Annotated in this window: 10 protein-coding genes; 6 read left to right on the top strand and 4 right to left on the bottom strand. The window is 65.4% G+C overall.

All coding sequences use genetic code 11. The features are described from left to right. Positions 1–15: 15 nt before the first annotated feature. Both PGN12_13860 and PGN12_13855 read right to left on the bottom strand, forming a co-directional pair. On the bottom strand, positions 16–1,404 hold the full coding sequence (locus PGN12_13860; GenBank protein MEH3104976.1) for an MFS transporter: 1,389 nt from the start codon (positions 1,402–1,404) through the stop codon (positions 16–18). Further along, on the bottom strand, positions 1,401–3,461 hold the full coding sequence (locus PGN12_13855) for a glycoside hydrolase family 31 protein (protein MEH3104975.1): 2,061 nt from the start codon (positions 3,459–3,461) through the stop codon (positions 1,401–1,403). Before PGN12_13855 ends, PGN12_13860 begins: the two co-directional genes overlap by 4 nt. Positions 3,462–3,530: 69 nt before the next feature. Here PGN12_13855 and PGN12_13850 point away from each other — a divergent pair, with 69 nt between their 5' ends. The 5 genes from PGN12_13850 to PGN12_13830 all read left to right on the top strand — a co-directional run bounded on the left by PGN12_13850 (position 3,531) and on the right by PGN12_13830 (position 11,009). Further along, positions 3,531–4,613, top strand: coding sequence for a LacI family DNA-binding transcriptional regulator (locus PGN12_13850; protein MEH3104974.1), 1,083 nt, complete (start codon positions 3,531–3,533; stop codon positions 4,611–4,613). A gap of 709 nt (positions 4,614–5,322) precedes the next feature. Then, the gene (locus PGN12_13845) at positions 5,323–5,898 is read left to right on the top strand and encodes a sigma-70 family RNA polymerase sigma factor (GenBank protein ID MEH3104973.1); all 576 of its coding nucleotides are present in this window, start codon (positions 5,323–5,325) and stop codon (positions 5,896–5,898) included. Continuing rightward, entirely contained in the window at positions 5,898–6,836 is a 939-nt protein-coding gene (locus tag PGN12_13840; protein ID MEH3104972.1) for a FecR domain-containing protein, read from the top strand. The genes PGN12_13845 and PGN12_13840 overlap by 1 nt, the downstream gene beginning before the upstream one ends. 79 nt (positions 6,837–6,915) lie before the next feature. Further along, positions 6,916–9,897, top strand: coding sequence for a TonB-dependent receptor (locus PGN12_13835; protein ID MEH3104971.1), 2,982 nt, complete (start codon positions 6,916–6,918; stop codon positions 9,895–9,897). After that, on the top strand, positions 9,897–11,009 hold the full coding sequence (locus tag PGN12_13830; GenBank protein MEH3104970.1) for an arabinogalactan endo-1,4-beta-galactosidase: 1,113 nt from the start codon (positions 9,897–9,899) through the stop codon (positions 11,007–11,009). The genes PGN12_13835 and PGN12_13830 overlap by 1 nt, the downstream gene beginning before the upstream one ends. Positions 11,010–11,268: 259 nt before the next feature. On the opposite strand, the gene PGN12_13825 is transcribed toward PGN12_13830, so the two are convergent. Beyond that, on the bottom strand, positions 11,269–12,165 hold the full coding sequence (locus PGN12_13825) for an AraC family transcriptional regulator (GenBank protein MEH3104969.1): 897 nt from the start codon (positions 12,163–12,165) through the stop codon (positions 11,269–11,271). Between the two features lie 149 nt (positions 12,166–12,314). Here PGN12_13825 and PGN12_13820 point away from each other — a divergent pair, with 149 nt between their 5' ends. After that, entirely contained in the window at positions 12,315–13,040 is a 726-nt protein-coding gene (locus PGN12_13820) for an SDR family oxidoreductase (GenBank protein ID MEH3104968.1), read from the top strand. A 47-nt stretch (positions 13,041–13,087) separates the two neighbouring features. Here the strand turns inward: PGN12_13820 and PGN12_13815 are convergent, their stop codons facing one another. Further along, positions 13,088–13,822, bottom strand: a complete 735-nt coding sequence (locus PGN12_13815; protein MEH3104967.1) for an SDR family oxidoreductase — start codon at positions 13,820–13,822, stop codon at positions 13,088–13,090. Positions 13,823–13,851: the final 29 nt, after the last annotated feature.

Here is a 13,851-nt window from a genome sequence, read left to right as displayed (position 1 = left end):
GGGGCGGCGCGGCGGTCATGCCGCGCGCGCCGCGTTCATGCGCGCGATCGTCGCGCGGTTGAGGATCAGCCGGCTGATCGTAAAGGCGAGCAGCAGGTGCATCGCCGCCGGCACCAGCGTCGACAGCGCGCGGATGCCGGTCAGCGACAAGGGCGTCTGGTTGTTCGCGCCGGCCTTGTAGGAGACGAGCACCAGCACCGCGCTGATCAGCGCCCCCGCGACCGCCCACGCCAGCTTCACGAAGAACTGGTTGAACGCGAAGCTCATCCCCGACGAGCGCATCCCCAGCTTCCACTCGCCATATTGGTCGGCGAGCTGGATCAGCGTGAAGTGCAGCGGCAAGGTGCAGCCCAGCACGATGCAGCACAGCCCGACCAGCACCAGCCACAAGGTCGGATAATCGCCCGGCACGAAGAAGGCGGCGACATGCCCGGCGACGAGGATCAGATTGACCCAGATATAGATCGTTCGCACGTCATAGCGGCGTGTGAAGAAGGTGACGACGATCGAGCCGATGAACCCGCCGATCGTCGCGATGCCGAAGAAGAACGCCTGATAGGTCGTTCCGCCGTTCAGCACATAGGTGATGAAGTACAGCGCCGCGCCGCCCTTGGTGTTGAAGATCGCGATCAGCAGCAATGTCATCGCGAAGGTGATGCGTAACTGGTCGTTCTTCAGCGTATTGGCGATCGCGACGCGCAGCGGCGGTTCCTCCACGGCCGCGAAGGTGACGCGCTCGCGCACGAACAGGAAGCAGATCAGGAACATCGCCACCGCGGCGAGGCTCAGGATCGCCACGCCGTCGCGATAGCCGCGCGCGACATCGCCCGCGCCCAGCGCGCGCACCATGATCGGCAGCCCGACCGAGACGGTGAACGAGGCGATCGCCACCATCGCGAACCGCACCGACTGGCAGGCGACGCCTTCCTCGGCGCTGTCGGTCATCCGCGTCACCAGCGCGCAATAGGGCACGTTGTTGAGCGAATAGGAGAAGGCGAGCAGGAAATAGGTGATCGCGGCATAGGCGACCTTGCCGTCCTGCCCAAGATCGGGCGACTGGAAGGTCAGGAAGCAGCTCAGCCCGACCGGGATCGCGGTCCATAACAGATACGGGCGGAACTGCCCCCAGCGCGTCTTCGTGCGGTCGGCCATGATCCCGATCAGCGGGTCGGAGATCGCGTCGAAGATGCGCAGCGACAGGAACAGGATGCCGACCACGCCCGGCGCGATCCCGAACACGTCGGTGTAATAGAAGGTCAGGAAATTGGCGATCAGCCCGGTGATGATCGTCCCGCCGGCGTCGCCGAAGCCGTAGGCGACCTTCTCGCCGAACGGCACGCGCGCGGCCGGGGCCGGGGCGGGGTGGACCGGCGCGGCGTCGCCCTGTTGCGCGATCGTCGTCATGCCCCAGCGTCCTTCGGCCTGTCCCCGAACGCGTCCGCGACGCGCGCGCCGGCGCGGACGAACACCGGCAGCCGGTCGCGCGGCGCGGCGCAGCGGAGCGTCGCGTCGCCCGCCACTTCCGCCCCGGTCCAGGCGTCGACCCACGCGCCCGCCGGCAGCCACACGTCGCGCGCGTCGACGCCCGCCGCGGTGACCGGCGCGACCAGCAGGTCGGGACCGAACATATATTGGTCGTCAACTTCCCAGCTGCGCGGCTGCTCGGGATAATCGTAGAACATCGGCCGCATCGGCGGGTCGCCCGCTTCGTGCGCGGCGCGCATCAGCCCGGCGACATAGGGCCGCAGCCGCTCGCGCAAGCCGGCGTAGCGGCGCAGGATCGCGAACACGTCGTCGCCGAAGCTCCACAATTCGTTGCCCGCGCCGGTGTCGCATTGCGCCACCCCGTCGCGGAACGGCTCGGCGGGTGGGGTGATCGGGTCGCGATGCCCGTGCATCCGCAGCACCGGGGTGAACACCGCCCATTGGAACCAGCGGATCATCAGCTCGTGGAACGCCGGATCGGCGACATCGCCGCCGTGGAAGCCGCCGATATCGGTCGTCCACCACGGGATGCCGGCCATTGCCATGTTGAGCCCGGCGCTCAGCTGGTTGCGCATCGCGGTGAACGAGCTGTGGATGTCGCCCGACCAGATCAGCGCGCCATAACGCTGGCTCCCCGCCCAGGCGCAGCGCACCAGGCTGACGGTCTCGCCCGCGCCCTCGGCGGCCAGCCCGTCGTGGAGCGCTTGCGCATAATGCAGCGGATAGGCGTTGCCGACCGCCAGCACCTCGCCGGCATGATAGCGATAATTGTCGAAGTCATAGGCGCCATATTCTGGCTCGGCCTCGTCGAGCCAGAACAACGTCACGCCCTTGTCGCGATAGTTGCGCTTCAGCGTCTGCCACAGGAAGTCGCGCGCGCCGGGATGCGTGACGTCGAGGAAGCGCGTGTTGCCGAGGAACTCCTGCTGCACGTCGACGCCGCGGTTGGCGCGCACCAGATAGCCGCGCTCGGCGAGCGTCGGGTAGTTTTCCGAACGCGGATCGACGGTCGGCCACACCGACACCATCAGCGCGGTGCCCATCGCCGCCAGCTCGGCGCACATCGCGGCGGGGTCAGGCCATTCGCGCGCATCGAACCGCCAGTCGCCTTGTACCGGCCAGTGGAAGAAGTCGGCGACGATCACCGCCAGCGGGATCCCTCGGTCGCGATAGGCGCGCGCCACTGCCAGCAGCTCGTCCTGCGTGCGGTAGCGTAGCTTGCTCTGCCACAATCCCAGCGCATAATCGGGCATCATCGGCGCGGTGCCGGTGACCTGCGCATAGTTGCGCACGATCTGCGCGGGCGTGTCGGCGGCGGTGATCCAGTAATCGATCTCGTGCGCGGCATGCGCGGTCCAGATCGCGCCATTGGCCGCGAAACACGCCTCGCCGACCGCCGGGCTGTTCCACAACATCCCGTAGCCGTGGCTCGAGACGACGAAGGGCACGCTCGCCTGCGAATTGCGCTGCGCCAGTTCGAGCACGCAGCCGGCGAGGTCGAGGTTGGGTTGCTGGTACTGGCCCATGCCGTACAGCCGCTCGCCGGGTTTCGCCTCGAACCGCACCGTGATTCGCGCCGCCCCGCCCGGCAGCGGATGGAATTCACGCCCGGCCAGACCCAGCGCGCTGATCGTCTCGACCGTCTCGCTGCCGATTGTCCAGAATCTGGTGACCGTATCGCGCTGCCGCCATTTTTCCTCGAGCAGAACGCGTCCCGCATGATCCAGAAGGCGCACGCGGCCTTGTAAATCCAGCTCCGCCGTGATCCCGCCGCTGCGAATTCGTGCTACCGAACCGTCCCGTTCGATCGAGGCGGCAACCGGCTCGATGTCGAGCAACGCACCCGGCGCGGCGGGGCGGGGGGCATAGGTCGAGGCGCGTAGCCGCAATCCGCTCGGCCCATGCGCCTCGATCCGCACCCAGTCGCCATCATAGGCCCAGACGATCGCGCGCTCCTCAAGCGTCAGCGTATCCACGCTTTTCTTTCTCTCCCCGCTCGGCAATTCCGAGCCGTAAACGTTTCCGGTCTTGTGCTTGTCGGGTCGGTGTCTGTCAAGGCTCTTGCGTCGCCGGCGCGCGGCGGCGATCAGGCGCGGATGGACATTCGGGCGCTTGCCGGCCATCTGGGCTTGTCGATCGGGACGGTGTCGCGCGCGCTGAATGATCGGAAGGATGTCAGTCCCTTAACCCGGCAGCGTGTGCTGGAGGCGGCGTCGGCATTGGGCTACACGCCCAATCAATTCGGCCGGACGCTGCGAATTGGGCGAACGGCCACGATCGGTTTTATGCTGACGCTGGAACACGATAGCGCGGTCCACGGCGATCCGTTCTTCATGGCGCTCCTCGAAGGCGTGCAGGCCGGGCTGGTCGACCACGGCCTCGATTTGGTGATCCTGCTCGCGCGCAAGGGCGAGGACGGCGAAACCTTCCTGCGCCGCCATATCGCCCGCGGCACGGTGGATGGCTGGTTGCTGTCGGGCACGCAATATGAGGATGCCCGCATCAAGTTACTGTCGGAACGTCGTATTCCCTTCGTTGCGCTCGGACGTACCGCGTCGATTGATGATTATTCGTGGATTGACCTCGACTTCGAAGGTGTCGTCGCAGAGGCGATGGCACTGCTGCTCGCCAACGGTCACCGCCGGATCGGGCTGGTCACGCCCCCCGCGACGATCAACAACAGCCACATCGTCGTCGCCGAATATCGTGCGGCGCTCGGCCGGGCCGGACTTGCGGCGGATGAAGCGCTGATCCACCGCGGCGACACAGACGAGCATGACGGCGAGGCTGCGACACGCGAGCTGATGGCGCTGGAGCAACCACCGTCGGCGTTGTTGCTGATGGGCGAAACAGCGCCGGTGGGCGCGTATCGAGCACTCCGCGACGCGGGTCAGGAGCCTGGACGAGATATTGCGGTGATTGGTCTGCGCAACAACCCCATGTGCCAAGCCTTGTCACCCGAGCTTACGTGCTTCACGCTTGATTTAAACGCCTTGGGTCTAGCTCTTGCAGGTAAACTAGTGTCGATAGTAGAGAATGAGGACGGCCACACCGAAACAAATTCATCTCGTTGGCCCCTGCACATTCTACTACGGGACAGTCATAAAGGAGGTGTCCCAAAGATATAGTTTGCGTATTATCTGGACGTGCATATTGAGTGGCTGACATCTGATCCGATTTGAGATCTAGGGTTGCTTATAAAATATTGCTAATTGAATTTTTTGTTCGCGCGAAAGGCTTCAGTGCTCCACTTCGCCGGCATCTGGGGTCTATTGCTCGTTTTCATGGAGATCGCATCTTAGAAATGTAATCGCATGGAGGGTGTAAGCGGAGCAAGGGTTTGTAAGGTGCATTTCTTGGTGCAGATCAATCTTATGATGAACGGGGCCGATGATCGCGCAATTACAGGTGAGTATATAGAAGCTTTGATCGGCAAAGCAAAGTTCTAATCTTTCTGATTGAAGAAATGCGCGGGTTCAACGCCCTCAGAGATGTGGCGACGGGGCGCAACTTCCCTGGCATGGGTTTTAAGACAGCGTCATTAAGTCTCAGCCACCCGCTCGCGTGGAATGTCCATAATTGGGTCATTGCAGCGGCGAGCAGCTGATCAGCCGGTGTTGCAACCCTTCAATAGCGACACCTGCATTTCTCGGGCGGGTTGAGGCTCCGTTCCTGGATCAGGAGCTCTCACAGTCTGCTGAACGGCCAGAAATAACCTCGCCAACGAGCTTGAACCACAGCGCTTTTTTGCAGGAAGGATGTGAGGCTTCCGGGTCTCTTGATCTCTGACGTACAAAAAATGGCTCACGAGCGGCTCTTGGATATATGCGCATCGATGTGAAGACCAAGAGAGGGCATCGTGCTGCGCTGGCCACCTGGGTGGCGCGCGAGGTTCTGCCGCATGAACATCGCGTTCGCCAATGGCTGAACCGCGCGCGCATCTCTGGCGAGGATGCCGACGAGATCATTCAGGAGGCTTATTGCAGGCTCGCGATGCTCGAGGATGTTGACCACATCGACAATGGCCACGCCTATTTTTTCTCGATCGTTCGCAATCTGCTGGTGCGCCGGCTGAAGCGGCAGCGGATCGTACCGCTGGAGACGATCGCCGAGGTGGATGCGTGGCAGGACGACCGCCCTTCGCCGGAGCAGACCGCCGCAGGGCGGATGGCCTATGCCAAAGCGCTCGACCTGATTGCCTGCTTACCCGAACGCTGCCGCCGGATCGTGCAGCTCCGCAAGATCGAGGGATGGTCGCAGCGCCGGATCGCCGAGCATCTCGGCACCACCGAGAAGGCGGTCGAGAAGCAGATCTGGCTCGGCGTGCGCGCATTGCGCGACGCGTGGAGCCGTGCGGAACAGGAAGCGGACGATCGCATGACCGTCGCCGAACGACGCGGAGGACGTCGCTGATGAACAGGCAGGACGCGGCGGCCATCGCCGACGAGGCCGCCGCCTGGGTGGCGCAAATGGATGCCGAAGGGTGGAGCGAAACCGACGAGATCGGTCTGGAGCGCTGGCTGGCGGGTGATCCGCGGCGACGAGGCGCGCTGCTGCGGGCGCAGGCGACCTGGATCGCACTCGACCCGCCGCGTTCCGCGATCGTCCGGCCGGCGTCGATGAAGCGGCGGACGATGATGAAGGCGGCAGGCGGCGCGCTGGCGGCATCGCTGGCGGGTGGCGTGTTCCTGCTGACGCGCGGCACCATTTACCGCACGCAATTGGGCGAGATCCGGCGCGTGCCGCTGGCCGACGGATCGACGGCGACGATCAACACCGGCTCCGAGGTGCAGGTAACGCTTGCCGACCGCCGTCGCATGGTGACGATCGCGCAGGGCGAGGCGTGGTTCCGCGTGGCCAAAGACCCGACGCGCCCGTTCGTCGTCGAGGCCGGCCCGATTGTGGTGCAGGCGGTCGGCACCGCCTTTTCGGTCCGGCGACGGGCGCACGGTGCCGATGTGCTGGTGACCGAGGGCGTGGTCGAGGTATGGACGGCGCAGGCGGACGGTTATCGCACCAGCCTGTCGGCGGGGCAAAGCGCCTTCATCGGCGACAATGCCGCGGTTCAGTTGCACAAGGATGCGCCTTCCGCGGTGGATCGCACGCTGGCGTGGCGGACCGGTGCGATCGACCTCAACGGGCAGACACTGGCCACCGCGGTCGGCGAGTTCAACCGCTACAACCGCCGCAAGCTGGTGCTCGCCGATCCCCGGCTGGCGGGCGAGCAGATCGACGGGCTGTTCCATACAGACGATCCCGAAGGGTTCGCGCGCGCGATCCACGCCAGCTTCAACGTGGAGGTCGATCTGGCCGGCGACGATGTGATCCGCATCGGGCGCGCGCAAAAATAAATCGCGCGGTGCGGAGGGAAATCGATTGCCGACGTCTCTTCGAGGGCAGGGCAACAGCCCGCGATAAAAGGGGAAGAGGATGACGAGGGGGTTAAATCGCCACGTGCTGCTCGCGACAGGCGCGGCGGTGCTGGCCATAAGCCAGCCGGCGGTGGCGCAGGCCAAGCAGTTCGACATTCCGGCGCAGGCCGCCGAAACCGCGATCACCGCATTGGCGCGACAGGCCGGGATCCAGATCGTCGTCGCGCGGTCGTTCAGTCGCGGCAAGCGCACCAACGCGGTGCGCGGCGCGATGACCGCCGACGCGGCGCTCAACCGGCTGCTCGACGGCACCGGGCTGCACGCGCAGCAGAGCGGCCCGCAGACCTATGTCGTGCTCGGCACGTCACCCTATCAGCCGGTCGCGTTGACGCAGGTAGCGACCGCGGCCGCCGGCACGCCCGCCGAGGACGGCGCGCCACAGGACACCGCCGACGACGTGGTCGTCACCGGCATCCGCCAGTCGCTGCGCACCTCGATCAACCAGAAGCGCGCCGCCGACCGGGTGCAGGAGGTGCTGGCCGCCGAAGACATCGGCAAGCTGCCCGAGGCGAGCATTGCGGAATCGCTGGCGCGGCTGCCGGGGCTCGCCACCAATCGCGATCGGGGCAACGGAACGCAAATCTCGATCCGCGGGCTGGGGCCGAACCTCGTCAACACGCTGCTCAACGGGCGCGAGATCGTCTCGGCCGAGGCGAGCCGCAACGTCCGCTACGAGCAGTATCCGGCCGAACTCATCAACGGTGCGTCGGTGTTCAAGTCGCCGACCGCGTCGCAGGTGGAGGGCGCGATCGCCGGGCAGGTCGATCTGCGCACGCTGAAGCCGCTCGACTACAAGGAAACGCGCGTCGTGCTGAACGCGCGGGCGATCTACAGCGATCTGGCCGAGGACGTGCAGGACACCAGCCCGTGGGGCTATATCGCCAGCGCGTCGCTGGTGACGCAATTCTTCGACGACACGCTGGGGCTGGCGATCGGCTATTCGGGGCGGCGCCAGTCGGTGGCGACGGTGCGCACGAACATCTTTCGCTACACCAACAGCTTTGCCGACCTGACCGGCAACGGCCAGTCGAACGACAACATCCCTTACGGCTTCGAAGGGCTGGCGCGCGGCGGCGACGACATCCGTCACGGCGCGCTGGCGGCACTGCAATGGCGGCCGAGCGACCGGTTCGAGGTGAACGGCGACTTCTTCTACAGCCACGTTAAGTTCGACGAGACGCAGCGCGGCTTCCGCGTCGAGAACCTGCCGTTCGGCAACACGCTGACGGGCGGCACCGGCGTCACGATCGACAATGACGGCACGCCGCGCGACTATGTGACCGGGATCACCACGACCAACGCCAACACCAGCTTCGGACAGGTCGTGCGCGGGGTGAACGAGACGTTCTTCTTCAAGGACGATCTGTATGCCGGCGGGATCAACGCGGCGTGGCGACCGGACGGCTGGGCGATCGTCGGTGACATCGGTTATTCGACCACGCACCGCGATCAGCAGTTCCTGACGCTGCGCACCGAGCCGTTCGGGGTGGTGCCGACCACCAGCTTCCTGTCCGCGCGCAATACGGTGCCGCAGATGAGCGTCGGCGCCGATCTCTCCGATCCGTCGGTCTTCCGCATCGCCGATTTCCAGATCCCGTCGAACGGTGGTGGTGCGCCGCTCATCAATGACGAATTGTGGACCGGCAGCCTGGATGCGACGCGCGAGATCGGGCAGGGGCCGCTCGCCGCCTTGCGGTTCGGCATGCGCTATACTGACCGGTCGAAGGATTATACGCAGCGCACGCAGTTTGGCTTCATCGATCCGGCGGCGCGCACCGCAACCCCGGCGGCGCTGTTGAACACGCCCTATACGTTCGCCGGTGCGTTCGCGGGGCTGCCGGCGGTGCAGTCGATCGACATCACCAAGGCGGTCGAGCAATTGTTCGGCCCGATTGCGCCCACCACCTCCGACGACGATCGCCGTTCGAGCTGGAAGGTCGGCGAGACGACCTATGCCGGCTATGCGCAGCTCGATCTGGGCGGCAATCTGTTCGGAATGCCGTTCACTGGCAATTTGGGGCTGCGTGTCATTCGCACCGAGACGCTGTCGAAGAGCGTCGACTTGACGCAGACCCAGCAGCCCGATGGATCGGTGACGACGGTCGTTACGCCGATCGCAGTGAAGAACGACTTCACCGACTGGCTGCCCAACCTGAACCTGACGTTCAAGCCGACCGACAAGCTCCAGTTGCGTCTGGGCGCCAGCCAGGCGATCTCACGTCCGCCACTCGACGATCTGAGCGCGGGGGTCGGCCTGTTCACGTTCGGCGCGCCATCGGCGTTCGGGGGCAATCCGCTGCTCGAGCCGTTCCGCGCCAAGCAGCTAGACGCGACCGTCGAATGGTATTTCGATCGCGACAGCGCCCTGACGATCTCGGGTTTCTACAAGGATCTGAGCACCTTCATCGTCCAGCAGGTCACGCCGATCACCGTGCCCAATCCGGCGGGCGGGCCCGATCTGGAGGGGACGTTCCGCCAACCGATCAACGGATCAGGCGGGACGATCAAGGGCGTCGAGGTGCTGTTCCAGAAGGCGCTGACCTTCCTGCCGGCGCCGTTCGACGGGCTGGGCGTGTACCTGAACTACAGCTACACCGACAGCAACATCCGCGTGCGCGAGGACGACAATGCGATTGGCGCGATCCAGCTGCCGGGCCTGTCCAAGCACGTCGGCAACGCGACGCTCTACTACAGCAAGTCCGGGTTCGAGGCGCGTGTCGCGTTCCGGTATCGCTCCAGCTACGCCACCGAGCTGGGCGATACCGACCGCATCCTGTTCACTGCGCCGGAGTCGGTGCTGGATTTTCAGACCAGCTACGAATTCGCCAAGGGCTCGCGGCTGGATGGGGTCAAGCTGCTGTTCCAGGCCAATAACCTGACCGACGAGCCGTTCGAGACCTATTATGGCGATCGGCGCTTGCAGGGTCGTTACGAACGTTTCGGGCGGCGCTTCCTCTTCGGCGTGGGATATCAGTTCTGATGCGTGTGTCCGTTCTCGCGGCGGCATTCGCCGTCCTCGCTGCGTCGCCGGTTCAGGCGGGGGATCGCGCACCACCGCCGAAGAGCGGGCTCTATCTGGGCGCCGATCTGTCGTATGTGAACGAGATGGAGGATTGCGGCGCGGTGTACCGTAGCGGCGGCCAGCCGGTCGATCCCTTCGCGCTGCTGGCCGACAAGGGCGGCAATATCGTCCGGGTGCGGATCTGGAACGATGCGCGCTGGACGCAGTACTCGAACCTTGCCGACGTCACCAAGACGATCCGCCGCGCGAAGGCGGCGGGGATGCAGGTGTTGCTCGACTTCCATTATTCGGACGATTGGGCCGATGGCGACAAACAACGCGCTCCGGCGGCATGGGCGGGGAAGGACACTGAAGCGCAGGCGGCTGCGCTTTACGCCTATACGCGCGACGTGCTCGCGAGGCTGGATGCGCAGGGACTGATGCCGGAGATGGTGCAGGTCGGCAACGAAACCAACCCCGAACTGATGGGCGGGGTGAAGGAGCGGCCCATCGACTGGACGCGCAATGCGCGATTGTTCGACGCCGGGCTGCGCGCGGTCCGCGACGCGGGCAAAGCCGCGACGATCGCCCCCCGGATCATGCTCCACATCGCCCAGCCCGAGAATGTCGAGCCGTGGTTCGATGCCGCCACCAAAGCCGGCGTTCGCGACTTCGACGTGATCGGCGTCAGCTATTACAAGAAATGGTCGACGCAATCGATGAAGCAGCTGGGCGACACGATCACCCGCGTGCGTCGGCGGTATGGCAAGGACGTGATCGTGGTCGAGACGGCCTATCCGTTCACCAACGAGAATGCCGATGCGTCGCCGAATCTGCTCGGCCTCGATACGTTGGTCGCGGGGTATCCGGCGACGCCGGACGGGCAGCGCCGCTATTTGATCGACCTGACCCAGACGGTGGTGGACGGCGGCGGCGTGGGGGTCGTCTATTGGGAGCCGAACTGGGTCTCAACGCGCTGCGGCACCCGCTGGGGCAAGGGGTCGAACTGGGAGAATGCGGCGTGGTTCGATTACCGTCGAACGGAAGCGCTTCCGGCGTTCGACTTCTTGAGCCATCGATACACGCATTAGAGGTGGGATTTTATCGCACCTGAACGCGAGCCAGGGCAGCGGCGCATCGTCGACATTGTTCGCCCGCCAGTAGAGCATGGTGTCTGCGCGACATTCAGCGGCGCTCTCGGCGAACTGAATGATTGGCAGGTTTCAAGCAGCGAAGATTCGGTGGTCGATGTCCGGTTCTGGGTCATTTTGCTTGTGCGGCGACAAACGCCAGCGGAGCGCCTCATTCGGCGCAACCACCGCGATGAATCATCGCGAGCGTCGGTCAAAATCAGAGGGCGATCCCTGCCGAAGGGGCGGCGTGCAGCCGTTCGATGTCCTGACGCGGCGGCGCGCCAAACAGGCGGCGATATTCGCGGCTGAACTGCGACGGGCTTTCATAGCCGACCGCGAACCCCGCTGTGCCCGCCGTCGCGCCGCCGATCAGCATCAGCCGGCGCGCTTCCTGCAGGCGCAACTGCTTTTGATATTCGAGCGGGGTCATGCGCGTGATCGCCTTGAAATGCGCATGGAGCGAGGAGGGGCTCATGCCGGCCTCGGCGGCGACCTCGTCGATGCGGATCGGCGCGTCGAACCGGCGACGGATCACGGCGATGGCGCGGCTGATCTGGTTGAGGTGACTACCTGCTGTCACGAGGTGGCGAAGCATCGGTCCGTGCGGCCCCGTGAGCAGCCGGTAGAGGATTTCCCGTTCGATCAGGGGCGCCAGGGCGCGGATCGCGTCCGGCCGGTCGAGCAGTCCGACCAGCCGGCATGCGGCGTCGATCAGGTCGGGGTCGCTGGGATAGACGCCCAAGACCGGCAGGTTGGTGTGCGGCACAGCGCCACCCTCCGCCACCATCAGGTCGGACAGCATCGCGGGATCGAGGTCGATCTTGCAGCAGAGATACGGGCGGTCGGGGCTGGCATCGATCACATGGCCGACCAATGGGAGGTCGACAGAAACCAGGAGATAATGCGCGGCGTCGTAGACGACGCTATGGTCGCCTATCGAGACGCGCTTCGATCCCTGGGCGATCAGGCAAAGCGATGCCTCGTACACAGCCGGCGTTGGGGTGCTCGGTTGATCGGCCCGGATCAGTGACACATGCGGCATCGCGGTCGTGCAAATGCCTGATCCGGTGACATGACGATCAATGACGGCAGCAAGTTCGGTGATCCGGTCCATGCCGATCGTCATCCGCCAGACCATCGACATGCGCAAGCGGGCGTGGCGGGTTCTGGAGGATCGTGCAAAGCGTTAGGACGATCGCTCTACCGCTGCCCGACGCTGTGGCATCATCTTGCGGGTCGTCACTTCAAGGCAAGGATAGCATCATGACAGCCAGCATCGACAAGGTCGTCCTCATCACCGGGGCTTCGAGCGGGATCGGCGAGGCGACGGCGCGCGAACTGACGGCAACCGGCGCGCGCCTCTTCATCGGCGCGCGGCGCGGGGAACGGTTGCAGGCACTGGCGGAGGAACTGGGCGAGACCGTCGCGTGGCGCACGCTCGACGTGACGGACGGCACCGACTTCGACGCCTTCGTGGAGGCCGCCGAAGCGCAATTCGGGCGCGTCGACGTGCTGGTCAATAATGCCGGGATAATGCCGCTGTCGCCGCTCGCCGCGCTGAAGCGGGACGAGTGGAAACGGATGGTCGACGTCAATATCCACGGCGTCCTCAACGGCATCGCCGCAGTGTTGCCCCGGTTCGTGGCGCAGAAGGGCGGCCATATCGTCAACGTCGCCTCGGTCGCCGCCCACATGGTGATGCCCACCGCGGCGGTCTATTGCGGCACCAAGCATGCGGTGCGCGCCATCACCGAGGGGTTGCGGCAGGAGCATGACGAGATCCGGTCGACCCTCATCTCGCCGGGCGTGGTCGCCACGGAACTGGGGCACGACATCACCGATCCCGACGTCGCAACGGCGCTGACGGGGTGGCGAAAGAAGTCGCTGACCCCGGATGCGATCGCGCGGGCGGTCCGCTATGCGCTGGAGCAGCCCGAGGGTGTCGACATCAACGAGGTGATCGTCCGCCCCACCGCGGCGGACATGTAAAGGCGTTGGCGTGCCGGCTCTTGCGGCCGGCACGCCCGTGCTATCCCTTAGGCCGTCGCACCGCCATCGATGTTGAGCGTCGTGCCGGTGATATAGCTCGCATCCGGCCCAGCGAGAAAGGCGACCGCGCCCGCGATCTCCTCGACCTTGCCGTAGCGGCCGAGCGGAATAGCCCCGACTACCTGTCCGGCAAATTCACTGTCGGCGGGGTTCATGTCGGTGTCGATCGGCCCCGGCTGGACGGTGTTTACCAGGATGTTGCGCGAGGCGAGGTCCTTGGCCCAGCCGCGCGCCAGTGCCGCCACCGCCGCCTTGGTCGCGCTGTAGACCGTGGTCGCGGGGAAGGCCATTTCGCCCGAGATGCTGCCGATCAGGATGATCCGCCCGCCGTCGCGAAGATGCGGCAGGGCGGCGCGGGTGCCGACGTGGAGGCCCTTCACATTGACGCCGAACTGGCGGTCGTAGGTTTCGTCGGTATCCTCGGCGATGGTCGAGAATTCCGCGACACCGGCATTGTGGACGAGGATGTCGATCCCGCCCAGGGCGGCGGCGGCCTGCTCGACGCCCGCGCGCTGCGAGGCCGGATCGGCGGCATCGGCCTGGAAGGCGAAAGCGGTGCCGCCCGCGCTCTCGATCGCCGCCACGGTAGCGTCGGCAGCCGCCTTATTGCCGGCATAGGTGATCGCCACAGTCGCGCCATCGGCCGCCAGCCGCTTGGCGATGGCCGAGCCGATGCCGCGCGATCCGCCGGTGACGAGCGCTGTCTTGCCCTGAACTGACATATGCATTCTCCAAAAATCAGGCCCGCGAT

Source organism: Sphingomonas phyllosphaerae (assembly GCA_036946405.1).
GTDB lineage: Bacteria > Pseudomonadota > Alphaproteobacteria > Sphingomonadales > Sphingomonadaceae > Sphingomonas > Sphingomonas phyllosphaerae_D.
This window is presented reverse-complemented; position numbering and strand designations above follow the sequence as displayed.